This window comes from Streptomyces sp. NPDC001002 (assembly GCF_053599215.1).
The window spans coordinates 87,518-110,033 of the sequence record NZ_JBSFLV010000001.1 but is presented as its reverse complement, the minus strand read 5'-3'; the positions used below and the strand labels follow the sequence as shown (position 1 = coordinate 110,033).

22 protein-coding genes are annotated in these 22,516 nt (G+C 71.2%); 14 read left to right on the top strand and 8 right to left on the bottom strand.

The genetic code is table 11. The features are described from left to right. Nucleotides 1-3: 3 nt before the first annotated feature. Together ACWDR3_RS00550 and ACWDR3_RS00545 are read right to left on the bottom strand one after the other, a co-directional pair. A complete protein-coding gene (locus ACWDR3_RS00550; protein WP_402350402.1) occupies nucleotides 4-747 on the bottom strand; it encodes a zinc ribbon domain-containing protein in 744 nt (247 codons plus the stop codon). Next, nucleotides 744-1,598: a Nif3-like dinuclear metal center hexameric protein gene (locus ACWDR3_RS00545; protein WP_450349595.1), complete on the bottom strand. Its 855-nt coding sequence runs from the start codon at nucleotides 1,596-1,598 to the stop codon at nucleotides 744-746. The genes ACWDR3_RS00550 and ACWDR3_RS00545 overlap by 4 nt, the downstream gene beginning before the upstream one ends. 198 nt (nucleotides 1,599-1,796) lie before the next feature. Between ACWDR3_RS00545 and ACWDR3_RS00540 the strand changes: the two genes are divergently transcribed. Next, on the top strand, nucleotides 1,797-3,074 hold the full coding sequence (locus tag ACWDR3_RS00540) for a hypothetical protein (RefSeq protein WP_450349593.1): 1,278 nt from the start codon (nucleotides 1,797-1,799) through the stop codon (nucleotides 3,072-3,074). Between the two features lie 95 nt (nucleotides 3,075-3,169). Continuing rightward, complete coding sequence (locus ACWDR3_RS00535; RefSeq protein WP_401729201.1) at nucleotides 3,170-3,313, top strand: hypothetical protein; 144 nt, start codon at nucleotides 3,170-3,172, stop codon at nucleotides 3,311-3,313. A 90-nt stretch (nucleotides 3,314-3,403) separates the two neighbouring features. On the opposite strand, the gene ACWDR3_RS00530 is transcribed toward ACWDR3_RS00535, so the two are convergent. The 3 genes from ACWDR3_RS00530 to ACWDR3_RS00520 form a co-directional block, all read right to left on the bottom strand. After that, on the bottom strand, nucleotides 3,404-4,357 hold the full coding sequence (locus ACWDR3_RS00530) for a 3-oxoacyl-ACP reductase (RefSeq protein ID WP_450349592.1): 954 nt from the start codon (nucleotides 4,355-4,357) through the stop codon (nucleotides 3,404-3,406). A 71-nt stretch (nucleotides 4,358-4,428) separates the two neighbouring features. Continuing rightward, the gene (locus ACWDR3_RS00525; RefSeq protein ID WP_450349590.1) at nucleotides 4,429-5,505 is read right to left on the bottom strand and encodes a Zn-dependent alcohol dehydrogenase; all 1,077 of its coding nucleotides are present in this window, start codon (nucleotides 5,503-5,505) and stop codon (nucleotides 4,429-4,431) included. A gap of 93 nt (nucleotides 5,506-5,598) precedes the next feature. Continuing rightward, nucleotides 5,599-6,456, bottom strand: a complete 858-nt coding sequence (locus tag ACWDR3_RS00520; RefSeq protein WP_450349588.1) for a MaoC/PaaZ C-terminal domain-containing protein — start codon at nucleotides 6,454-6,456, stop codon at nucleotides 5,599-5,601. Between the two features lie 256 nt (nucleotides 6,457-6,712). Between ACWDR3_RS00520 and ACWDR3_RS00515 the strand changes: the two genes are divergently transcribed. From ACWDR3_RS00515 to ACWDR3_RS00500, 4 genes are all read left to right on the top strand, one after another. Beyond that, a complete protein-coding gene (locus ACWDR3_RS00515) occupies nucleotides 6,713-7,672 on the top strand; it encodes an ABC transporter ATP-binding protein (protein ID WP_450349587.1) in 960 nt (319 codons plus the stop codon). Beyond that, entirely contained in the window at nucleotides 7,672-8,388 is a 717-nt protein-coding gene (locus ACWDR3_RS00510) for an ABC transporter permease (protein ID WP_450349586.1), read from the top strand. The genes ACWDR3_RS00515 and ACWDR3_RS00510 overlap by 1 nt, the downstream gene beginning before the upstream one ends. Before the next feature lie 15 nt (nucleotides 8,389-8,403). After that, nucleotides 8,404-9,762, top strand: coding sequence for a sensor histidine kinase (locus tag ACWDR3_RS00505; RefSeq protein WP_450349585.1), 1,359 nt, complete (start codon nucleotides 8,404-8,406; stop codon nucleotides 9,760-9,762). Between the two features lie 117 nt (nucleotides 9,763-9,879). Beyond that, on the top strand, nucleotides 9,880-10,512 hold the full coding sequence (locus tag ACWDR3_RS00500; RefSeq protein ID WP_450349800.1) for a response regulator: 633 nt from the start codon (nucleotides 9,880-9,882) through the stop codon (nucleotides 10,510-10,512). A gap of 9 nt (nucleotides 10,513-10,521) precedes the next feature. On the opposite strand, the gene ACWDR3_RS00495 is transcribed toward ACWDR3_RS00500, so the two are convergent. From ACWDR3_RS00495 to ACWDR3_RS00485, 3 genes are read right to left on the bottom strand one after another with little or no spacing between them, the layout of a single operon-like run. Beyond that, on the bottom strand, nucleotides 10,522-11,313 hold the full coding sequence (locus ACWDR3_RS00495; protein WP_450349584.1) for a hypothetical protein: 792 nt from the start codon (nucleotides 11,311-11,313) through the stop codon (nucleotides 10,522-10,524). A gap of 26 nt (nucleotides 11,314-11,339) precedes the next feature. Next, nucleotides 11,340-11,885 carry a SigE family RNA polymerase sigma factor gene (locus ACWDR3_RS00490; protein WP_450349583.1) on the bottom strand — a complete coding sequence of 182 codons (546 nt, stop codon included), beginning with the start codon at nucleotides 11,883-11,885 and terminating at the stop codon, nucleotides 11,340-11,342. Between the two features lie 51 nt (nucleotides 11,886-11,936). After that, nucleotides 11,937-13,448: an MFS transporter gene (locus tag ACWDR3_RS00485; protein ID WP_450349581.1), complete on the bottom strand. Its 1,512-nt coding sequence runs from the start codon at nucleotides 13,446-13,448 to the stop codon at nucleotides 11,937-11,939. A gap of 209 nt (nucleotides 13,449-13,657) precedes the next feature. Between ACWDR3_RS00485 and ACWDR3_RS00480 the strand changes: the two genes are divergently transcribed. The 8 genes from ACWDR3_RS00480 (at nucleotide 13,658) to ACWDR3_RS00445 (ending at nucleotide 22,507) form a co-directional block, all read left to right on the top strand. Further along, nucleotides 13,658-15,394, top strand: a complete 1,737-nt coding sequence (locus ACWDR3_RS00480) for an MFS transporter (protein ID WP_450349579.1) — start codon at nucleotides 13,658-13,660, stop codon at nucleotides 15,392-15,394. A gap of 131 nt (nucleotides 15,395-15,525) precedes the next feature. After that, complete coding sequence (locus ACWDR3_RS00475; protein WP_450349577.1) at nucleotides 15,526-16,545, top strand: helix-turn-helix domain-containing protein; 1,020 nt, start codon at nucleotides 15,526-15,528, stop codon at nucleotides 16,543-16,545. A 135-nt stretch (nucleotides 16,546-16,680) separates the two neighbouring features. After that, nucleotides 16,681-17,577 (top strand): RICIN domain-containing protein, encoded by an 897-nt coding sequence (locus ACWDR3_RS00470; RefSeq protein WP_450349576.1) that lies wholly within the window; start codon nucleotides 16,681-16,683, stop codon nucleotides 17,575-17,577. Continuing rightward, the gene (locus tag ACWDR3_RS00465; protein WP_450349574.1) at nucleotides 17,574-18,728 is read left to right on the top strand and encodes a sialidase family protein; all 1,155 of its coding nucleotides are present in this window, start codon (nucleotides 17,574-17,576) and stop codon (nucleotides 18,726-18,728) included. The genes ACWDR3_RS00470 and ACWDR3_RS00465 overlap by 4 nt, the downstream gene beginning before the upstream one ends. Before the next feature lie 123 nt (nucleotides 18,729-18,851). Continuing rightward, the gene (locus ACWDR3_RS00460) at nucleotides 18,852-19,526 is read left to right on the top strand and encodes a class I SAM-dependent methyltransferase (protein WP_450349573.1); all 675 of its coding nucleotides are present in this window, start codon (nucleotides 18,852-18,854) and stop codon (nucleotides 19,524-19,526) included. A 9-nt stretch (nucleotides 19,527-19,535) separates the two neighbouring features. Then, nucleotides 19,536-20,525, top strand: a complete 990-nt coding sequence (locus ACWDR3_RS00455) for an N-acetylmuramoyl-L-alanine amidase (RefSeq protein ID WP_450349571.1) — start codon at nucleotides 19,536-19,538, stop codon at nucleotides 20,523-20,525. Nucleotides 20,526-20,608: 83 nt separating this feature from the next. Next, entirely contained in the window at nucleotides 20,609-21,394 is a 786-nt protein-coding gene (locus tag ACWDR3_RS00450; protein ID WP_450349569.1) for a hypothetical protein, read from the top strand. Between the two features lie 108 nt (nucleotides 21,395-21,502). Further along, nucleotides 21,503-22,507 carry an LLM class F420-dependent oxidoreductase gene (locus ACWDR3_RS00445; protein WP_450349567.1) on the top strand — a complete coding sequence of 335 codons (1,005 nt, stop codon included), beginning with the start codon at nucleotides 21,503-21,505 and terminating at the stop codon, nucleotides 22,505-22,507. Nucleotides 22,508-22,516 lie beyond the last annotated feature (9 nt).

Here is a 22,516-nt window from a genome sequence, read left to right as displayed (position 1 = left end):
TCCTTACAGGCCGGACTCGGACGTACGGACCAGGATGCGGCGGCAGTTCTCGCAGCGGACGACCGTGTCGGGGGCGGCAGCGCGGATCTCGTTGATGTCGGTGATGGACAGCTCCTGGCGGCAGCCCTGGCAGCTGCGCTGGTAGAGCTTGGCCGCGCCGATGCCGCCCTGCTGCTCGCGGAGCTTGTCGTAGAGCTTGAGGAGGTCCGCGGGGATCGTGGCCGAGATGACCTCGCGCTCCTTGGTGATCGTGGCGACCTCGCCGTCGATCTCCTTGACCGCGGCATCGCGGCGCGCGGTCGCGTCGTCGATCTTCGACTGGACGGAGGAGACCCGCTCGGTGAGTTCGGCGATCCGCTCCTGCACGGACTCGATGCGCTCCATGACCTCCAGGACGACGTCCTCCAGGTCACCCTGGCGCTTGGCGAGGGAGACGATCTCGCGCTGGAGGTTCTCCAGGTCCTTGGGCGAGGTCACGGCGCCGGAGTCGAGGCGCTGCTGGTCGCGGACGGCGCGCTGGCGCACCTGGTCCACGTCCTGCTCGGCCTTGGTCTGCTCGCGGGTGGTGTCGCTCTCCTCGGTCTGCGCGGCGACCAGCAGGTCGCGCAGTTGGGTGGCGTCCTTGGTCAGCGCGTCGATCTCGGCGTGCTCGGGCAGCGAGCGGCGGCGGTGCGCGAGCTGCTGCAGGCGGACGTCGAGGGCCTGGACGTCGAGGAGTCGGATCTGGTCGGCGGGCGCGGCGTTCAGTTGGGGGCTCCAGGGGTGTGCGTCGGGTTGGACGCCGCGTGGGCGGTCCAGGGGTCGGTGACCGTCGGCGAGACATGGACGCGCAGGTCCCAGCCGTGCCGGTCGGAGATCTCGTCGAGCTGGGCTGCGGCCAGCTCGCACCAGGGCCACTCGGTGGCCCAGTGCGCCGCGTCGAGCAGCGCGAGGGGGCTGTGGGCCACCGCTTCGGAGGCCGGGTGGTGGCGCAGGTCCGCGGTGAGGAAGGCGTCGACGCCGGCCGCGCGGACCTGGTCGAAGAGGCTGTCGCCGGAGCCGCCGCTGACGGCGACCGTGCGGATCGTCGCCTCGGGGTCGCCTGCCACCCTGATGCCCTGCGCGGTGGCGGGCAGTCGCTGTGCGGCGCGGGCCGCGAACTCGCGGAGGGTCAGCGGGGGGTCCAGTTCGGCGATCCGGCCCAGGCCGCGGCGGCCCTGCGGGTCGGTCGGGTCCGGTACGAGGGGTCGTACGACCCTCAGGTCCAGGGCGCCGGCGAGTGCGTCGGAGACGCCGGGGTCGGCGGTGTCCGCGTTGGTGTGGGCTACGTGCAGCGCGATGTCGTTCTTGATCAGCGTGTGCACGACCCGGCCCTTGAAGTGCGTGGCCGCCACCGTCGTCGTACCGCGAAGATAGAGCGGGTGGTGGGTGACCAGCAGGTCGGCGCCCAGCTTCACCGCCTCGTCGACGATCTCCTGGACGGGGTCCACGGCGAACAGGACCCGGGTGACCTCCTGCTCGGGGTCGCCCACGACCGTGCCGACCGCGTCCCAGGACTCGGCCCGCGCGGCGGGCCACAGTTCGTCCAGCGCGGCGATGACTTCAGACAGACGGGGCACGGGGAAAGGCTACCTGGCTGATCTGTGGCGCTGAACCGACAAAGCCACCCGGCCCCTCCCCTGGGCCCCGCTCAGCACACCCGCCACCGTTTCCTCAGGCGAATCGTTCCTGGGCCACCCTTATGTGTGAAGAGGGTGCCTGGTGGTCCCACGTCCGTGCGTACGAAAACTAGCTTCGTGGCCGGAGGTGACCAGACGATGACGGCCTGTGCGATCGAACCCGGGACGACCCCTGAGGAGACGACTCCCGAGGAGGGGGCTCCGCAGGTGGAGTGCACGATCAGCGCGGACGGTGCCTACGCGGCCCGGCTCGCGCTCGACGGCGGCTCCTGGTTCCCGGAGCGCTGGACCCTGGACGGCCCCGAGCCGTACGCCGTCCCGCTGCCCGGCAACCAGCCGGAGGAGCCCGGCACCGAGGTGCAGCCGATGGGCGACGGGCGGGTCCTGATCCGGCGCCTGGTGGACGGGCGGCACGTCTTCACGCTGCTGTACCCGACCGGACCCGGCACCGGCGAGGTGCTGATCGGCGGGGTCGAGTGCCCGGACGAGGACACCCGGCTGCGGCTGCTGCCGCCCGCGCCGGGCGGCGAGAAGGCGTACGCCCTCGCTGTCGGCCGGCGCGCCAGCACGCTGTGGCTCGTGGCGGGCGGCTCCTTCGGGCCCGAGCACGTGGCGGAGATCCCGGGGCGCTGCTCGGGCGGGGTGTGGCTGGACCGGACGGGCCGGATGCTGGCCCTGGACCGGGAGGTCGGCGGCTGCACCAAGGCGGTCGTGGTCGACCTGGAGCGGGCCGGTGAGGTCTCGCCGCTGCTCCAGATCGCGGCCGGCAGCGACGACCGGCTGCTGCTCGCCGACCCGGACAGCGGGCTGCTGCTGATCCGCTCGGACGCGCCGTCGCCCGGCGAGGACCGGCTGGGCTGGGGGGTGCTGGGCAGCACGCTGCCGGTGCGCTTCCCGGAGAGCCTGCGGCTGCCGGACTGCGCGGTGACGCCGTTCGCGATCCAGCCGGGGCTGGTGCTGATGCCGGAGAGCTGCGGGGTGGCACTGCGGGTGGACGGGCCGGTCGGCAGCTGGGTCGGCGTATGGCGGCCGGCCGAGCGGCGGATGCGCCATCTCCCGGCGCCCGAGGGCTGGTTGGCGGGCACCGGGTTGTGGTCCACGGACGGGGTGCTCCAACTGCCCTTCACCACGGCCGAGGTGCCGTGCGGGGTGGCGCGGGTGGTGGTGCCCTGGGGGGAGACGGGGGATGCGGGGATGACGGGGGACGCGGGGGGATCGGGGGACGCGGGGGGCGCGGGCCCGGGGGATTCGGATCGGGGCGGTACGACCGTGTCGGCGGCGTCGGGGAGTTCGTCCCCGGCCGCGGACGGGTCGTCGCAGCCGGATCCCCCGGTGCCCGCCGTGCCGGTCGTGCCCGCGGCGCCGCGTCCGGTGCCGCTCGGGAAGGCGCCGTTGGCGCGTCTTGTAACGAACTAGTGCCGGTTGGCGCGCCCTTGTGGATTCGAGGTCAGGTGTGCTGGATAAACTCGCCGGGCTGTTAGAAAGATCATGTTGACGGGGTGAACCTTCCGATGAGCGACGCAAGCACGATGCAGCCGCTGACCGCCGATACCCACGAGGACAACGGGCAGGGCCGACACCGGGGGCCGGTCTCGGCCCAGGACGGCGAGACGGCCCCTCGCGGCCGACACCGCAAGCCGGAGTCGGGCGAATAGGTGGCCTGACGGCACGTAGATGAAGGGGGTGGCCCGGTGTATGGGCCACCCCCTTTCGTGCGCCTGCCTGTTGGGGGCCGGCCCCGCCCGTCAGTCCGCCGTGTCGGACCGTTTCAGTCCCAGCACCTCCGCCGCCGCGAACGTCTCCCCACTCGGCCGGTCCGCGTAGTGCGGGGTGAGCAGTGCGTCGAGCTCGTCGTAGCTGAAGACGTCCTGCTTGCTGTCGAACTTCGCCTGGACGTGCGGGCGTTCCACGATCGCCACCATGCCGCCGTGCACCACGAGGAGCTGTCCGTTGACGCGGGCCGCTGCGGGCGAGGCCAAGTAGCCGACGAGCGGGGCGACATGCTCGGGGGCGAGCGGGTCGAGGCCCTCCTCGGGGGTGGCCAGTCCGGCGAAGACGTCCTCCGTCATCCGGGTGCGGGCGCGGGGGCAGATGGCGTTGGCGGTCACGCCGTACTTGGCGAGCGCGAGGGCCGTGGAGGTGGTGAGGCCGACGATCCCGCCTTTCGCGGCCGCGTAGTTGGGCTGTCCGGCCGAGCCCGCGAGGAACGCCTCCGAGGAGGTGTTGACGATCCGCCCGTACACCGGTGCGCCGGCCGCCTTGGACCGTTCGCGCCAGTGCGCGGACGCGAAGTGGGTGGTGTTGAAATGTCCCTTGAGATGGACCCGGATCACCGCGTCCCACTCGCCCTCGGTCATCGAGAAGACCATCCGGTCGCGCAGGATGCCCGCGTTGTTGACCAGGATGTCCAGCTTGCCGAACTCCGACACGGCCGACTCGACGAGTGCGCGGGCCTGGGCGAAGTCGGCGACGTCCCCGGTGTGGGCGACCGCCGTGCCGCCCGCCGCGCGGATCTCGGCGGCGACCTCCTCGGCGGGGCCCGCGGAGGCGGCCCCCGATCCGTCCCGGCCCGGCTGTCCGAAGTCGTTGACGACGACGGCCGCGCCGAGCCGGGCGAGCTCCAGCGCCTCGGCCCGGCCCAGGCCCCGACCGGCGCCGGTGACGACGGCGGACAGCCCCTCAAGCGGCAGCGACGACACAGGAACTCCCGTCGGTTGTGGCTGCGGTACGGGGTCTCCCGTCCGGTCTGGCGACGACACCGCGGCCTCCGTCAGATCTCGATGCACGTACGCAGAGCGGTCCCCGTACGCATCTGGTCCAGGGCCTCGTTGATGTCGGCGAGTGGGACCCGGTGGGTGATCAGGCCCTCCAGGTCGATGCGGCCGGCCCGCCACAGGGCGATGGTCCGCTCGTAGGAACGCAGGACGTCGCCGCCGCCGTACATCGACGGCAGGATCCGCTTCTCGTCGAAGAACAGCTCGAACATGTTGAGTTGGAGGAAGTCGTCCATCGCGCCCGCGCCGACGATGATCAGGCTGCCGCCGCGCCGGGTGTTGTCGTAGGCCGTGCGGGCGGTGCTGGAGCGGCCGACGACCTCGAAGACGTAGTCGAACCCCTCGCCCGCAGTGACCTGTTGCTTGGCGTCGGGCAGTTCCTCGGGCGAAACGGCCCTGGTGGCACCGAACTTGAGCGCCGACTCGCGCCGGGAGGCGACCGGGTCGACGGCGACTATCTCAGCCGCGCCCTTGAGCCGGGCACCCTGGATCGCGGAGATCCCGACGCCCCCGCAGCCGATCACCGCGACCGACGAACCGGCTTCCAGGTCAGCGGTGTTGAGGGCCGCGCCCAGTCCCGTGGTCACCCCGCAGCCGATCAGCGCGGCGATGTCGAAGGGCACGTCGTCGGGGATCGGCACCGCGCAGCCCGCGTCGACGACGACCTCCTCGGCGAAGGTGCCGGTGCCCGCGAAGCCGAAGACATCACCGGTGGGGCGACGGAAGTTGGGGGTGCCGGCGTTCATGAACCCGGCCAGACACAGCTCGGTCTGGCCGCGCTTGCAGGCGGCGCACTCGCCGCAGGCCGGCAGCCAGCACACGACGACCCGGTCGCCGGCCTTCAAGTTGCTTACGCCTTCGCCGACTTCGAGGATCTCGCCCGCGCCCTCGTGCCCCGGCACGAACGGCCCCGGCTGCGGCAGCACCCCGCTCATCGCGGACAGGTCCGAGTGGCACAGGCCCGTGGCCCGCACCCGGATCCGCACCCTGCCGGGCCCGAAGCCCACCGTCTCGACGTCGTCGAGGACCTCCAGTTTGTCCTGGCCGATCTCTTGCAGTACGGCTGCGCGCATGGTGCGGCTCCCCTCAGGTGATCCCCGGTCCAAGTCGTCCCGGTCAAGTCGTCGTCCTGGTCAAGTCGTCGTCCTGGTCAAGTCGGCGTGGATTCAGGAGTGTTGGACGATGGTGTCGGCGAGGACGGGCGCGTCGTCCCGCTCCACGGCGCTCACGGCCACCCGGACCGAGCCGTCCAGCCGCCACATCCGGATGCGCAGGGTCTCGCCGGGATACACGACCCCCGCGAACCGCGTGCTGTACGCGCGCACCCGGCCGACGTCACCGTCGAGCAGCGTGTCGACGACCGCCTTCAGCGTCATTCCGTACGTGCACAGCCCGTGCAGGATCGGCTTCTCGAACCCGGCCACCTTCGCGAACTCCGGGTCCGCGTGCAGCGGGTTCCAGTCGCCGGAGAGCCGGTAGAGCAGCGCCTGGTCCTCACGGATGCCGCGCTCGACGGTCCGGTCGGGCTCGCCGAAGGGCGGGTCGAGACGAGCGGAAGGACCACGATCGCCACCCCAGCCACCCTCCCCCCGTACGAAGATCTGCGAGTCGTTGGTCCACAACGGGCCGTCGGCGTCGGCGACTTCGGTGCGCATCACCAGGACGGCCGCCTTGCCCTTGTCGTACACGGCGGCGATCCGTCCGGTGGTGGTCGCGCTGCCCGTCGCCGGGATCGGCCGGTGCAGCTCCAGCGTCTGGCCGCCGTGCAGCACCTTGGCCAGCTCGACGTCGATGCCGGGCAGGGACAGTCCGCTGATCACGCCGGGCGCGCCGGAACCGGCGACGGTGGCGAAGCTCGGCAGGACGTGCAGCCGGGACTCCAGGGTGTAGCGCAGTTCGTCGGGGTCGGTGGCGGGGCGTCCGGCCCCGATGCCGAGGTGGTAGAGCTGGACGTCCTTCGAGGTCCAGGTGATCTCGCCGGTCCGGGGTTCGGCGGCCAGGGCCTTGGCGGCGTCGATGGGCAATGCGGCTCCCTGAGTAATCGGAGAGACCCCGGTACGGCCGTCCGCACCGTCGGCCGCACCGAGGTCGTCACGGGCCGATCTAGAACGCGTTCCAGTCCGGCGCCCCTTGTATAGCCCAGCGCACCGCACTTGTGAAGGCTCCTGACACCGTGTCAGGTCTTCGGGACGTGTCGCCGCCCGCCGTGACATTTGTCCTGCCCGAGTCCGTACAAGCGCATCTGCCGCGGGGCAGGGGCGAGTTCGTAGCGTCATAGCCATGACTCAGGGGACGGGTACACAGACACCAGGCGCACAGACTCCGGCCACACAGACAGACCCAGCCGTACGGTTCACCGCCGCCGCCAAATCCTTCGGCGCCGTCCGTGCCGTGGACGGCGTCGACCTCGACATCGCCCCCGGCGAGACCGTGGCCCTGCTGGGCCGCAACGGCGCCGGCAAATCGACGACGATCTCGCTGCTGCTCGGCCTGAACGAGCCCGACGAGGGCACAGTCCGGCTCTTCGGCGCTCCCCCGGAGACGTCGGTGCGGGCCGGGCGGGTCGGCGCCATGCTCCAGGAGGCACGCGCGGTGCCCCGGGTCACCGTGCGGGAACTGGTCGCCTTCGTCGCAGGCCGCTACCCCGCACCCCTCCCCGTCTCAGAGGCCCTCCGCCTCGCCGGCATCGCCGAACTGGCCGGGCGGCGCGTGGACCGGCTCTCCGGCGGCCAGACCCAGAGAGTGCGGTTCGCCGTGGCGCTGGCCGGGAACCCCTCGCTGATCGTGCTCGACGAGCCGACCGCCGCCCTGGACGTGGAGGCGCGGCAGGCCTTCTGGGCGTCGATGCGGGTGTTCGCGCGCCGCGGCCACACGGTCCTGTTCTCCACGCACCACCTGGAGGAGGCGGACGCGTACGCCGACCGCATCCTCGTCATCGACCGCGGCCGGATCGTCGCCGACGGCACCGGCGAGCAGCTCAAGCGCTCGGTCGGCGGCGGCCTGGTCGCCTTCGACCTCGCCGGGCGCGACACCGCGGGCCTCGACCGGCTGCCCGGGGTGCGGTCCCTGGAGGTGCGCGGCGACCGGGCCCGGCTGCGCACCGACGACCCGGACGCGACGGTGATCGCACTCGCCTCGCTCGGCGCGATCCGCGGCCTCGAGGTCGCCCCGGCGTCCCTGGACGACGCGTTCCTGGCGCTGACCTCGGCGCAGCCCAAGGCCCCGGCGGAGGTGGCGTGATGCTGGCCTATCTGCGGCTCGAAGTACGCCGGACCCTGCGTGACGCGGGGTTCGTGATCGGCGGCATCGCTATGCCGGTGCTGATGTATCTGCTCTTCACCAACCTCGGTGGGGACGACGGCGGTTGGAAGACCGGCTCGATGATCGGCATGGCCGGGTACGGCGCCGTCGGCTGCGCCCTGAACACCGGCGGCGGGGTCGCCGAGGACCGCGCGATCGGCTGGCTGCGGCAGCTGCGGGTGACCCCGATGACCCCGCGCCAGGTCGTGGTGGGCCGCACCCTGACCGGTTCGGTGACCGTGCTGCCCGCGATCGTCGTCGTGCTCGCGGCGGGCGGTCTGGTCAACGGCGTACGGCTGGCCGCCTGGCAGTGGGCGACCATCGCCCTGCTGCTGTGGCTGGGCTCGGTGCCCTTCACCCTGCTCGGCCTGGGCAACGGCTACCGCCTGACCGGGCAGACCACCGGCGTGACCAACATGGCCTGCAACCTGGGCCTGGCCGTCCTCGGCGGCCTCTGGTTCCCGGTCACCCTGTTCCCCGACTGGCTGCGCACCCTGTCGGCGTACACCCCCACGTACCGCTTCGCCCAGCTGGGCACGGGCGTCGCGGACGGACACGCCCCGGCGATCGGCGCCATCCTTGTCCTGACCCTCTGGCTGCTGGCCTTCGGTTCGTACGCTGTGCTGTCGTACCGCCGGTCCGGCCGGACCGTCTGAACGGGGAGCTGAGAGATGACCTGGATGCGAGACGTGTCCTGCCAGCTGGGCCGGTGGCGGACGGCACGGGCCCAGTGGAAGGCGGACATGGAGGCCTTCAAGGCCGCCCAGAAGGAGGCCCGCCGCAGCGGGAAGGAGATGCCCGAGCACCCCGGCCCGCCGCCGACCGGCTTCTCCCTGCTGCCCTGGCTGCTGATGGGGATGGGCGCGTTCTCGAACCTGTTCCAGGGCGAGACCCCGAACCCCTGGGTGGGCGCCCTGGGCCTGCTCACCTTCAACTCCCTGTACATCTACGTGACCTTCCGTTCGTTCGTGAAGGAAGCGCGCGAGGCGATCTCGACCCGGGTGGCGCTCGCCGTGATGGCGCTGGTCACCTGCGGTCTCGCCATCGGGTACGGCGGCAGCTGGCTGTACTTCTTCCCGCTGCTCGGCCTCGCCGCCGGCGCGGCGCTGCGTGGCCCGCGGCTCGGCCAGGTCGGCCTCGGCCTGACCGCGCTGGCGGCGACGGTCTCCGTGTTCCGGGCGGGCTGGGACGCCATCAACATCGCCTACGGCACCTTCCTGTCCACCATGGTCACGGCCGCGATCCTCTCCCTCTCCGAGGCGGTACGCGAACTGCGCGCCGCCCGCGAGGAGTTGGCCCGGCGCGCGGTCGAGGAGGAACGCCTGCGCTTCTCCCGCGACCTGCACGACCTGCTCGGCCACACCATGTCCGTGATCGTCGTGAAGTCGGAGGCGGCCCGGCGCCTCGCCGCGCGGGACATGGACGCGGCCCTCGCCCAGATCACCGACATCGAGTCCGTCGGCCGCCAGGCGCTGACCGAGATCCGGGAGGCGGTGACCGGCTACCGCGAGGGCAGCCTGGCCACCGAACTGGACCGGGCCCGCTCGGCACTGTCGGCGGCGGCGATCGAACCGGTCGTGACCCACTCCGGCGCCCCGCTCACCCCGCAGACCGAGGTACTGCTCGGGTGGGTGGTGCGGGAAGCGGTCACCAACGTCCTCCGGCACAGCGGCGCGACCCGCTGCACGATCACCATCGGCGGCGTCCTCGACCGCGCCAAGCTGACAGTCACGGACAACGGCATCGGCACGGACACGGCCATACCCACAGCCGCAGCCAACGGCACCGGCACCAACGCCCGCACAAACGCCTCCACTGGCGACCAGGCCACCGACTCCCCCACGACCGGCCTCACCAAGGGCATCGGCGGCACCGGCCTAAAGGGCCTCACCGAACGCCTCAGGGCGGCGGGCGGCTCCCTGACCGCCGGCCCCTCACCCCGCGGCGGCTTCACCGTCACCGCCGAACTCCCCGTGGAACCGGCCGACTTCACCTCCTCCGTGGTGGCCACGGCGCCCAGGGCGCTGTGACCGGCTGACGTCGCCGGTCAAGGACGTAGCACTGTGTCCCTCAAGCAGGCAGCACTGCCGAAGGCGTTCAAGAGCGGCCGGTGACCTTCGGGGACCTACTCTTTCCCCGTGGAAGAGATGCCCAGGAACCACCGGCCCGCCAAGTCCATCAGAGTGCTGCTCGCCGAGGACCAGGGCATGATGCGCGGCGCACTCGCCCTGCTGCTCGGCCTGGAGCCGGACATCGAGGTCGTCGCGCAGGTCGGTACCGGTGACGTGATCGTGGACACCGCGCTCCTCCACCGCCCCGACGTCGCCCTGCTCGACATCGAACTCCCGGGCATGAGCGGCCTCGACGCCGCCGCCGAACTGCGCGACCAGGTCCCCGACTGCCGCGTCCTGATCCTGACCACCTTCGGCCGCCCCGGCTATCTGCGCCGGGCCATGGAGGCCGGAGCCGCCGGTTTCCTCGTCAAGGACGGCCCCGTGGAGGAACTCGCCGCCGCGATCCGCCGGGTGCTGACCGGCGAGACCGTGATCGACCCCGCGCTCGCCGCCGCCGCGCTGAGTGCCGGGCCCAATCCGCTCACCGCCCGCGAGTGCGACGTACTGAAGGCCTCGGTGGACGGCGCGACCGTCGCGGACATCGCCGGCAAGCTGCATCTGTCCGAGTCGACGGTCCGCAACTACCTCTCCTCCGCGATCGGCAAGACCGGCACCCGCAACCGGATGGAGGCAATGCGGGAGGCCCGGCAGCAGGGGTGGCTGTGACGGGGTCGGTCAGCTCAGCGCCGTCACCTCCGCCGCCTCGAACTCCGTGCCCTTCGGCGCCACGCACACGAACCAGTTGTACGGCGAGCCCTCGGCCGAGCGGATCGCCGGCGTGACGTTGTCCGTCGTGTCGCCGGCGGGTGCCTTGGTGAGGGAGATGCCGTCGCCGTCCTTGATGTGGCACAGGACCCGCTCGGCGGACTTGGCCACCGAGCCGATGCCCAGCCGCACGGGGTTGTCGGCACCGGGCACCAGCGGAATCGCACCCGATGTGAGGTCCGTGTCCGCCATCGCGTCCGACGCGTCCACCATGTTCTCCAGCACCGGCGAGGTCGTGTCGCCGTAGCCGCGGTACACGAAGTACGCGACCTTGCCGACCAGATCGGACGCCGTGCGGACGTCCGGCGCCGACTCCTCGTACTCGGCCATCGCCGTCAACTGGGCCTGTGCCTCCGCCTCGTCGCGCGGCGCGCCCCAGACGTCGATGAACACCTTCCACTTCGTGCCCTGGTCGGTCCCGGTCGCCAGCGTGGTGCGGTGCGGTGCGTCCTGGAACGCGTCCGGTGTCGGAGTCGGCCGCTGTGTCACCGCCGGCACCACCTGATGGCCGTCCCCCGGCAGCCCCGCCAGCGCCAGCGTCGCCGTGGAACCGACGAGCGCCAGTGCCGCCGCCGTGGCGATCGCCCAGCGCCGGGCCCGGCGTCGGCGGCCGCCCCTGATGACCGCCTGGGTGGGGGCTATACCGATCTCGACCCCGTCCGTCGCGTCGGCCAGCAGGAGGGCGATGTCCCTGTCCGTCATGGTGTGGCTCTCCCGGTCCGCGCTCATCACTTCCGCCGCCCTTCGCCGTTCGTCACCATGTCCACCAGTCCCGGTATGGCGCGGAGTTTCGCGATCCCCTTGGCCGCGTTGGACTTCACCGCGCCGACCGAGCAGCCCATCGCCTGTGCGGTCTGGGTCTCGGTGAGGTCCTCCCAGTAGCGCAGGACCACCGCCTCGCGCTGCCGTGGCGGCAGCTCGGCCAGGGCCGTCAGCAGGGCGCCGCGGTCGTCGGCCTGGGCGATGCGGTCGCCGGTGTCGGCCACCTCGCGGGCCAGGCCCGAGTCGTCCCTGGGCGCCAGGAACTCCTTGAGTCGCTTTCGATGCCTGCGCGCGTGCGCGTTGATCATCACGCGCCGTACGTACGCCTCCGGGTCATCGGCCGAGCCGACTTTGCGCCAGGCCACGTAGACCTGTTCGAACGTGGACTGGACGAGATCCTCCGCGGCGTGCTGCTCCCCCGTGAGGAGAAATGCCGTCCGCAACAACCGCGGCCAGCGGCCGACGACAAAGCTCTGGAACTCCTCGTCCCGAGCCTGCTTGCGATCCCCCATGGGCACCTCCTAGATGTTCAAAGGAGTCCATGGACCACCCGAATCGTTGCCTCACCCAGCCGAACTCGTCGAAATTTCCCCGGCCGGGTCACCGCCCTGGTCTCCGCCCGCCGCCTCGCCGGACGCCTCGTTCTTCAGCGGCTCGCCCCTCGGCCGTACCTTCCGCGGCAGCCACACCAGCATGAGCACCGTTCCCGCGAGCAGCACCCCCGCGCCCGTGCGGAACACCAGCGCGTACCCCTCCGTCAGTGCCTCCGGCGTCCCGCTCGATCCCGTCCGTGCCGCCGCGATGGTCGACATGACCGCGAGGCCGAGCGAACCGCCCATCGTGCGCGAGGTGTTGATCAGTCCGGAGACCAGGCCGGCCTCGCCGGGCGCCGCGCCCGACGTGGCGAGCGCGGCGAGCGGGGTCGCCGTCAGTCCCGCGCCCAGCATCATCAGGATCCCGGGGAACATGATCTCGGTGAGGTAGTCGCCGCGTGCGGTCATCGCCGACTGCCAGGCGAAGCCGCTCGCCGCGATCAGGGCGCCGAGCGCGGCCACGTTGCGCGCGCCGAGCAGGGGCAGGAAGCGGGGCGCGGACTTGGAACCGACGAGCACCGCGAGGGAGCTGGGCACGAGGGCGAGACCGGCCTCCAGCGGGGAGTAGCCGAGCACGTTCTGGGCGTACAGGGTCATGAAGAACCACATGCAGAACATCGCGGAGCCGGCGATGAACATCGCCACGTTCGACGACGACACCGCGCGCGACCGGAACAGTCCGAGCGGCATCAGCGGGGCGGCCGTACGCGCCTCGACCAGCAGGAAGAGCGCAATCAGCGCGATGCCGGCGAACAGGGGTATCAAGGTGGCCGCCGCGGTCCAGCCTTCCCGTTCGGTCTGCGAGATGCCGTAGGCGAGGGTGGCGAGCCCGGCCGTGACCAGGACCGCGCCCGGCAGGTCGAGGCGCCGCCCGTCGCCGTTGCGGCTCTCCGCGAGCCACCGGTACGCGCCGGCCAGCACGACCGCCCCGATCGGCACGTTGATCAGCAGCACCCACCGCCACGACAGCCCGTCCACCAGCGCCCCGCCGACGAGCCCGCCCGCGGCCCCGCCGCCCGCGCCGACCGCGGTCCAGGTCGCGATGGCACGCGCGCGTGCGGCGCCCTCGGGGACGGCCGCGGTGAGGATGGTCAGCGTCGAGGGCGCGAGGACGGCGGCGCCGAGTCCCTGCACGGCCCGCGCGACCAGCAGCTCCGGCCCCTGCTGGGCGAGCCCGCCGCCCAGCGAGGCGAGCGTGAACAGGGCGAGCCCGACGAGGAACATCCGCTTGCGGCCGTACAGGTCCCCGGCCCGGCCGCCCAGCAGCATGAACCCGGCGAAGGCGATCGCGTACGCGTTGACCACCCACTGCAGTCCCTGCGCGCTCAGCCCGAGGTCAGTCCGCATCGACGGCAGCGCCACGTTCACGACCGACACGTCCAGCACGACCAGGAACTGCCCCGCACAGGCCAGCGCCACCACCAGCCAGGTGGGCGGTGCGGTGCGGCGGCCTATTCGGGTTGCGTCTGCGGCTTCGAGCATGGGTGTCATACTCTCAACCCGCCTGCGCCCCTTGCATCGGGATTTCGCCGCACCGGCCCTGGACCCCTGGTCCTAGTCCTTCCGAAACCTGACAGACCCTCAGACCCTCATGACATGGTCAAGAATTGATTAGAGGCGCGAAGCAACGGAATAGTTGCCCATGCATACGAGGTTTACCCAGCACTTATCTCTTCTGGAGGCCTCACCTCATGACCCACACGATCAACGAAAAGCCCGCCCGGGCAGCCAGCGGGGCCGTGGTCCCGGTGCTCGCCTTCGCGGGCATCGTTGTCGCGGTGATGCAGACCCTGCTCGTCCCGGTCATCAAGGACCTGCCGCAGCTGCTGGACACCGAGCCCAGCAACGCGACCTGGGTCCTGACCTCGACGCTGCTCTCGGGCGCCGTGGCCACCCCGATCATGGGCCGGCTCGGCGACCTGTACGGCAAGCGGCGGATGCTGATCCTCAGCCTCTCCGTCATGGTGGTCGGCGCGCTGGTCAGCGCCCTCACCAGCGACCTGCTCACGATGATCGCCGGCCGGACCCTGCAAGGGTTCGCGATGGGCGCGATACCCCTGGGCATCGGCCTGATGCGCGACATGCTGCCCCGCGAGAAGCTCGGCTCGGCGATGGCCCTGATGAGCTCCTCGATCGGCGTCGGCGGCGGCCTCGCGCTGCCCGCGGCGGCCCTGGTCGCGCAGCACATGGACTGGCACGCCCTCTTCTACGGCGCCGCCGGCCTCGGTGTGCTCGCCATCGGCCTCACCCTCCTCGTCGTACCGGAGTCCCCCGCGCGCGCCGAAGGCACCTTCGACGTCCTGGGCGCGATCGGTCTCTCCGTCGGTCTGGTCCTCTTCCTGCTGCCGATCACCAAGGGCAGCGACTGGGGCTGGACGTCCACCACCACGCTCGGCCTGTTCGCCGCGTCCGCCGCCGTCCTGCTCCTGTGGGGCGTGATGGAGCTGCGCCTCAAGGCCCCCCTGGTCGACCTGCGCACCACGGCCCGCCCGGCCGTCCTCTTCACCAACCTCGCGTCGATCATGGTCGGCGTCAGCTTCTACGTCGTCTCGCTCGTCCTGCCCCAGCTGCTCCAGCTCCCGAAGGCCACCGGCTACGGTCTCGGCCAGTCGATGGTCAGCGCCGGCCTGCTGGTGGCGCCCCTGGGTCTGACGATGATGTTCACGGCCCCGGTCTACGCCCGTCTCTCGGCGAAGTACGGCCCCAAGGTCACCCTGATCCTCGGCATGATCATCATCGGCATCGGCTACGGCGCGGGCATCGGCCTGATGAGCGCCGCCTGGCAGAGCCTGGTCATCGCGGTCGTCCTCGGCGCCGGCATCGGCCTCGCGTACTCCTCGCTGCCCGCGCTGATCGTCGGCGCGGTCCCGGCCTCGGAGACGGGCGCGGCCAACGGCCTCAACACCCTGATGCGTTCGATCGGTACGTCGGTGTCGAGCGCCGTCATCGGCATGGTGCTGGCGAACACCGCGAACAACGTCAACGGCGTCGCGATCCCGACCATGCACGGCTTCCGCGTCTCCTTCCTGATCGCGACCGGCGCGGTGGCGATCGGCCTGCTGATGGCCCTGTTCCTGCCCAAGCCCAACCGGGCCCCGCAGCTGAACTTCAGCAGCGACGAGGAGACCAACCTGGAGCGCGCCGAGCAGATCCTGCGCGGCTTCCGCGGCCGGGTCCTGGACGCCGGCGGCTCCCCGGTCGCCCGCGCCAAGGTCACGCTGATCGACCGCCGGGGACGGCAGGCGGGCGCGACGGTCTCCGACGAGGACGGCGGCTACGTACTCGCCGTGCCGTCCGGGGGCGCGTACGTCCTCGCCGCACGGGCGACGGGCCACGGTCCGCTGGCGTCGTCGGCGACGCACGGCGGCGAGGAGCGTCCGGTGGATCTGGATCTGTCGCTGCCTTCGGAGACGGTTCCCGCTCCCTGACCTGACGATCACCGGCCGCCCCCGCCGTTGCCCGATGGACCACCGGAGTTCGCCGCGCGTTGTCCCGCTGTCCGCCCGTGCTCAGCGGGCGGTGGCTGGAATGTGTCGAAAACCCGAGGCGGGGGCCGAGCATGATCGGGACGGTTTTCCGGAGCACGGACGTGCCCGTGGAGCACAGATTCGACTACTGGCGGGAGTTGATGGCCCGGACGCTCGCGCCCAGCGTGGTGACCAGTGACCACGCGGCCGAATACTGGGCGGAGCAACGGGTGTTGCGGCTGGGCCCGATGATCGTGTGGCCCTCGTCGTTCCTCCCCACACGCTACCGGCGCGACACGAAGCTGATCCGGCGGTCCGACCCCGAGCAGTACCAGCTCTCGCTGGTGCTCGGGGGCGGACTCAGCCTCGACCACGCGGGGCGGAACAGCTTCTACGGCCCGGGCGACATGTGGGTGTCGGACAGCTCGCTGCCCTACGACCTTCGCTCCCGGTACACCGGGGACCGTCAGGCCGTCAGCGGGGTGAGTGTGCGCTTCCCCAAGGCGCTGCTGCCCGTGTCACCGGACCGGGTCCGGGAACTGGTGGGCCGACGCATGTCGGCGCGCGAGGGCACGAGCGCCTTGGTGGCCGACTTCCTGACGGGCCTGAACCGGCAGTCCGCCGTCCTCGATCCGTCCGACGCACCGAGGCTGGGCACGATCCTGCTCGACCTGCTGTCGGTCTGGTTCGCGCGGCCGCTGGAGGCGGAGGCCGCGCTGTCGCCGGAGACCCGCGGCCGGGCCCTGACCGTACGGGTCCAGGCGTTCATCCGGCAGAACCTGCACGACCCGGGGCTGACCCCGCCGGTGATCGCCGCCGCGCACCACATCTCCGTCAGCTATCTGCACCGGCTGTTCGGGCAGCAGACGCAGGGCGAGACGGTCGCGAGGTGGATCCGGGACCGGCGGATGGAGGGAGCCCGCCGCGACCTCGCGGACCCCGCCTTACGCGACACACCGATCCACACCATCGCCGCCCGCTGGGGTGTGCCGCGCGCCTCGGACTTCACCCGCGCCTTCCGCGCCGCTTACGGGACCTCGCCCAAGGAGTTCCGGTTCCAGGCCCTGTCCGGCAGTCGACGCGTTGCGAAGTCGCAGGCGACGCATCGTTAACGACAGCCTCGGTGGACACCTCGCATGCTGATCGGGCACTCGCTCGACCGATCCCATCGGCAGAGGCAGAGGAGTCGTACCTCTCATGTCCGTGAAAACGATGTCATGCCCCTGAAGAATCCGAGGAACGTCGTCATGGCCACCGCCGTGGCACTGTGCGTGCTCGCCGCGACGGTCGTGTGGACGCTGGTGTTCGCCCCGCCGGCCGGCGCGGAGGGTGCCTGGCGGAACCTCGCCAACGTCAACTCCGGCCGCTGCCTTGCCGTACCCACCTCCAGCAAGGACAACGGCACGCCCCTGGTCCAGTGGACCTGCGACCCCAATGACGACGAGGACTGGGGATTCACGCCGGTGCCGGGTGGCAACGGAGACCGCTACCGAGTCGTGAACCGGAACAGCGGCCAGTGCATCGCCATACCCCACGCGAGCACGACCGAGGGCGTACAGGCCGTCCAGTGGCCGTGCAGCGACACCGGTACCGAACAGGTCTGGATCTACGACAGCTGGAACCGGCTGCGGAACCTGAACAGCGACCTGTGCCTGTCGATCCCCGGCTCCAGTACCGCCAACGGGGCCGCGGTCGTCCAGTCGACCTGCTCGACGAGCACGGACCAGCGCTGGACCTGGTACGACCAGGACGTCGTCTCGGCGCGCCTCTACAACATGGCCACCGGTTTCTGCCTGGCCGACTCCAACTCCGACGCGGCCAACGGCGCCGTGATGATCCAGTGGGCGTGCAGCAACAGCGCCAGCAACTACTGGTCGCTCGAGGCCGTGACCGGCGGCTACCAGGTGAGCAACAAGGCGAGCGGCAAGTGCCTCACCCCCGTGAGCACGGCCCTCGGCGCGAAGGTCGCCCAGCAACCATGCAGCGTCGGCACCGGCCAGGTCTGGATCCACGACAGCTGGGACCGGCTGCGGAACGTGCAGAGCGACTACTGCCTCGCCATCCCCAGCAGCAGCCCGACCCCCGGAACGGAAGCCGTCCAGTGGACCTGCACGGACAACGTGAACGAGCAGTGGCTGTGGTGACGCGCCGACGGGCCTGGCCCGTTCTCCTGACCGCGGTCGTGCTGGCGGTGCTGACCGGCCTGCTCCTGCCCCGCCCCGCCTCCGCCGCGGGTATCTCGGACGAGTCGACCGTCTACGTCAACCGCGCGAGCAAGGGCGACGGCACGCGCACCCCGGACATCGTCGCCACGAGCGCGAACAACGCGGTCGTGGTCTGGCGGGAGGGCCTGCGGCCCGGCAACGTGGACATGGGCTACATGCGGTACGCGTACACGACCGACGGCGGAGCCCACTGGAGCCGCCCCCAGACGCTGGCCCAGGAGACGGACCAGTACGCCTGGCACTACGTCATCCTCTACCAGGCGGGCAGCACGCTGTACGCCTACCTGGGGCGCACCCCGATCGCGGACGACAGCGAGACCGACGGCGACGGGATCAACAACAACGGCCTCCCGATCAACGGCACCTTCCTCAAGACCAGCACCGACCAGGGCCACACCTGGCAGGACTCCTCGCTCAGCGTGCCGAGCAAGACCAACCTGGTCTTCTCCGGCCACCCGCTCCAGCGGGACGACGGGAGCTACGTCATGCCGTACTGGTCGTCGGGACGGGAGAACGGGACGCTGATCTCCTCGGACCTGCGCACCTGGAGGCAGGGCGGCAGCAGAAGCGGGGCGGCGCTCACGGTGGGCGAGAACCAGATCGGCTACTTGCAGGTACCGGCAGGTACGAGCAAACCGAAGAACCAGCTGTTCATGGTCGCCCGTGACTCGGCGGCCGGTGCCGCGACGTCCGTGAGCGACGACGGCGGCGAGAGCTGGTCCGCCTTCACGGACGACCCCTTCCTGCCGAGCGACAACATCGCCAGGAGCTTCTTCACCACGGACAGCAACGGTCAGTACTTGTACATCTACAACTCCGGTGAGGGTTCGAGCACCCGCGACATCCTCGACTACGAGACCAAACGCCCCGACTCGGACATCTGGAGCCCCTACAAGTTCTTCGCCAGCGGCCCGTCGAGCGACGAGCTGGATCCCGGATCCGGCACCGGTAAGGGCTGGGACACCTACCCCATGGCCGACGAGTACGCGCCCGGCAAGTTCTGGGTCGTCTGGGAGTTCGACACCACCCGCATCAAGACGAACAAGCTCGACATCTCCGACGCCCCCTGACACCGCACCCTGAACACATACGTCCGCACCCCCTGTCGCCTCCCCGGCAGGGGGTGCGGCAGCATGGGCGGCCCGGATACACGTACGACCACTCGTACGACCACGCTCGAGAGGACAGTCCCCATGCCCGCGGCCCCCAAGCCCGAGATCCTGGCCGCGTTCGAGGCGGCGAAGGGCTTCATGCCCGTCGATGAGGGCCTCGCCCTGTACGGGGCCGCCGTCGAGGCGGGTGCGCTCGGGCTGCCGCTGCTCGAAGTGGGCACGTACTGCGGCCGTTCCACCGTCCTGCTCGCCGACGCGGCCCGGCAGGCCGGCGTCACCGCGCTCACCGTCGACCACCACCGCGGCAGCGAGGAGCAGCAGCCGGGCTGGGAGTACCACGACCCGGAGACGGTCGACCCGGAGCTGGGCCTGATGGACACGCTGCCGACCTTCCGCAGGACCCTGCACCGGGCGGGCCTGGAGGACCACGTGGTCGCGCTGGTCGGCCGCTCGCCGCAGATCGCGAAGTTCTGGAACTCCCCCCTCGCCCTCGTCTTCATCGACGGCGGCCACACCGACGAACACGCCACCGCCGACTACGAGGGCTGGGCCCCGCACGTCGCCGAGGGCGGCCTCCTGCTCATCCACGACGTCTTCCCGGACCCGAAGGACGAGTTCACCGGCCAGGCCCCGTACCGCGTCTACCTCCGCGCCCTGGAGTCCGGCGCCTTCACCGAACTCCCGCCGACCGGCTCACTGCGGGTGCTGCGGCGGACGCAGGCGGGGATGCGGGGGCAAGGACGCGACGGCCGCTAGGGTGGCTGCGTGTCGTACGTAGGCCCGGACTTCGATCCTCCCCAGCCCCGCCGTTCCCGTCGCCGTCCCCTGACCGTCGCGGTCGCCGCGCTGGTGCCGGGGGCGCTGCTCGGGTGGCTCGTGTACGAGGCGGTGGGGGGCTCCGGCGACGGCGGCGGGTCGGACCAGGCGGGGGTGGGAACGTCCACCTCGGCGTCGGCCTACAGCAGCCCTGCCTCCGACTCCGCGTCCGCGCCCTCCTCCCCCGCCGGTTCCGCCACGGACGACGACAAGCAGCCGGGGGCGAGTACGACGCCCGGTACCTCCGCGCCCGCCGGATCAACCCCGCTCCGGGGCAAGGTCGTCGTCATCGACCCGGGGCACAATCCGACCAACTTCCGGCACACGGCCGAGATCAACCGCAAGGTGAACATCGGCACGAACTCCAAGGAATGCGACACCACGGGGACGTCCACCAACTCCGGCTATCCGGAAGCCCAGTTCACGCTGGACGTCTCGCGGCGGCTGGCCACGCTGCTGGAGAAGCAGGGCGCCACGGTGAAGTTCACGCAGGACGGGGACCGGCCGTGGGGGCCGTGCGTGGACGAGCGGGCCGAGATCGGGAACAAGGCCAACGCCGACGCGGCGATCTCCATCCACGCGGACGGCGCCGCCGTCGGCAACCGCGGCTTCCACGTGATCCTGCCGGGCTCCGTGCACGCCGGTGCCGCCGACACCCGTAAGATCGTCGCCCCTTCGGCCGATCTCGGTGAGCGCGTCGCGGGCAACTTCCTTCGTGCGACCGGCAGTGCCCCGTCCAACTACATCGGCGACGGCACCGGACTGGTCACGCGCACGGACCTCGGGGGTCTCAATCTGTCAACGGTTCCCAAGGTGTTCATCGAATGCGGGAACATGCGCGATAGCAAGGACGCGGCACTGCTCACCAGCGGCGCCTGGCGACAGAAGGCGGCGCAGGGAATCTCTGAGGGAATCGTGAGTTTCCTGCGCGGTTCCTGATCGGCGGGCGGATCCCGGCGGACACCCAGGTCGGGTGGACGATAGGGTCTACCGACGACGTGACGACCTACGAAGGACCTGAAGTGAATATCCGCTCCCTCACTCGGGGCGACGGCGTGGTGATCGGGGCAGCGGTATTGCTGTTCATCGCGTCGTTCCTCAAGTTCTACTCCGCCGACGGATTCAACCTCGACGCGAACGCGTGGGAAAACCTCGGCACGGGCCTCGGCGTGTACATGGGCGGAGTCATCGGCGCCGCCCTGATCGTCGTCAACCGTGCGCTGCCGCAACCGCGCAAGATCCTCGGCCTGGATCTCGGCACGGTCGGTGTGGCGTTCACGGTCCTCGCCGCGTGGGCCATGTTCTGGACGCTGGTGGATGTCCCGGAGGGCGCGAGCGCCGCCATCGGTCTCATCCTCGGCTTCCTCGCCGCGCTCATCCTGGCCGGCGGCGCCATCGCCACCCCGCTCCTGCCCCCGCTGCAGGCGGCTCTGCTCCCGGCTCCCAAGCCCGCCACGCCCCAGCCCTACGGCGCCCAGCCGCCCGGCGGTTACGGCTACCCCGGCGCGCAGCAGCCGCAGCAGCCCCAGCCGTACGGCGGTCAGCCGCAGCCGGGTCAGCCCTACGGTGGTCAGCCGGCGCCCGCCGCCCAGCCGCCGCAGCCGGCCGGGGAGTTCGCGCCGTTCTGGTTCGCCGTGCCGGTGCCGCGCCCTCTGTTCGCGGAGGACGGTTCGCCGTCGCCGATCGCCGAACTGGCGCCCGGCACCTGGTACTTGGCCGTCGAGCAGCGCGGTCCGAGCCTGGTGGCGCAGACGCAGGACGGCCGTCGTGGCGTACTGCAGGACACGAGCGGCATCCAGCGCGGCTGAGTCCCACCGCGGAGTTTCCCGACGGCCCCTCGCCCTTCCCGGCGGGGGGCCGTTGTCGTACAGTCGCCAGCGGTCACCCGGTATCTGACGGATCGTCAGGAGGCAGGCATGCGGCTCGGTCTGGCACTCGGCTACTGGGGGCGCGGCCCCTCCGCCGACCATGTACCGCTCGCCCAGGAGGCGGAGCGGCTCGGCTACGACTCCGTGTGGACCGCCGAGTCGTGGGGGTCGGACGTCTTCACGCCCCTCACCTGGATCGCGGCGCAGACCTCAAGGATCAAGCTGGGTACGGCCATTGCCCAGATGGCGGCCCGCTCCCCCACCACCACGGCGATGCACGCGCTCACCCTCGACCATCTCTCCGGTGGCCGGGTCATGCTCGGCCTCGGCCTGTCGGGACCGCAGGTGGTGGAGGGCTGGTACGGACGGCCGTTCCCCAAGTCACCGCTGACGGCGACCAGGGAGTACGTAGAGGTCGTACGGCAGGTGCTGCGCCGGGAGGCCCCGGTAGAGCTCGCCGGCCGATTCCACTCCCACCCCTACCGCGGCGCGGACGGCACCGGTCTCGGCAAGCCGCTGAAGCCGATCACCCACCCGCTCCGCGCCGACCTGCCGATCCTGCTCGGCGCGGAGGGGCCGAAGAACGTGGCACAGACGACCCGGATCGCGGACGGCTGGCTGCCGCTGTACTGGTCGCCGAGCCGGCCCGAGGTGTACGGAACGACCGACTTCCCCGACGGCTTCCTCGTCGCGCCCATGACGCAGGTGAAGGTCTGCGACGACGTCGCCGAAGGCCTCCTCCCGGTCAAAATGATGCTCGGCTTCTACATCGGCGGCATGGGTCACGCGGCCCGCAACTTCCACGCCGACCTGATGGCCCGCATGGGGTACGAGGAGGAGGCCCGCCGCATCCAGGAACTGTTCCTCTCCGGCCGCCGCGAGGAGGCCGTACGGGCCGTCCCGGACGCCTTCGCCGACGAGATCTCCCTGATCGGCCCCCGCGAACGCATCGCGGAACGCCTGGAGTTGTGGCGCAAGGGCCCGGTGACAGACCTCCTGGCCCTCGCCCCCGACCCACACACCCTGCGGGTACTGGCGGAGCTGAACACCTAGGCGCCGAGG

Bases quoted from the DNA above. Each gene is read 5' to 3' on its own strand.
- ACWDR3_RS00540 (WP_450349593.1), top strand. From the start codon at position 1,797: ATGACGGCCTGTGCGATCGAACCCGGGACGACCCCTGAGGAGACGACT.
- ACWDR3_RS00480 (WP_450349579.1), top strand. From the start codon at position 13,658: ATGACCCACACGATCAACGAAAAGCCCGCCCGGGCAGCCAGCGGGGCC.
- ACWDR3_RS00470 (WP_450349576.1), top strand. From the start codon at position 16,681: ATGGCCACCGCCGTGGCACTGTGCGTGCTCGCCGCGACGGTCGTGTGG.
- ACWDR3_RS00485 (WP_450349581.1), bottom strand. From the start codon at position 13,448: ATGCTCGAAGCCGCAGACGCAACCCGAATAGGCCGCCGCACCGCACCG.
- ACWDR3_RS00515 (WP_450349587.1), top strand. From the start codon at position 6,713: ATGACTCAGGGGACGGGTACACAGACACCAGGCGCACAGACTCCGGCC.
- ACWDR3_RS00510 (WP_450349586.1), top strand. From the start codon at position 7,672: ATGCTGGCCTATCTGCGGCTCGAAGTACGCCGGACCCTGCGTGACGCG.
- ACWDR3_RS00535 (WP_401729201.1), top strand. From the start codon at position 3,170: ATGAGCGACGCAAGCACGATGCAGCCGCTGACCGCCGATACCCACGAG.
- ACWDR3_RS00500 (WP_450349800.1), top strand. From the start codon at position 9,880: ATGCCCAGGAACCACCGGCCCGCCAAGTCCATCAGAGTGCTGCTCGCC.
- ACWDR3_RS00460 (WP_450349573.1), top strand. From the start codon at position 18,852: ATGCCCGCGGCCCCCAAGCCCGAGATCCTGGCCGCGTTCGAGGCGGCG.
- ACWDR3_RS00495 (WP_450349584.1), bottom strand. From the start codon at position 11,313: ATGACGGACAGGGACATCGCCCTCCTGCTGGCCGACGCGACGGACGGG.
- ACWDR3_RS00475 (WP_450349577.1), top strand. From the start codon at position 15,526: ATGATCGGGACGGTTTTCCGGAGCACGGACGTGCCCGTGGAGCACAGA.
- ACWDR3_RS00525 (WP_450349590.1), bottom strand. From the start codon at position 5,505: ATGCGCGCAGCCGTACTGCAAGAGATCGGCCAGGACAAACTGGAGGTC.
- ACWDR3_RS00505 (WP_450349585.1), top strand. From the start codon at position 8,404: ATGACCTGGATGCGAGACGTGTCCTGCCAGCTGGGCCGGTGGCGGACG.
- ACWDR3_RS00445 (WP_450349567.1), top strand. From the start codon at position 21,503: ATGCGGCTCGGTCTGGCACTCGGCTACTGGGGGCGCGGCCCCTCCGCC.
- ACWDR3_RS00490 (WP_450349583.1), bottom strand. From the start codon at position 11,885: ATGGGGGATCGCAAGCAGGCTCGGGACGAGGAGTTCCAGAGCTTTGTC.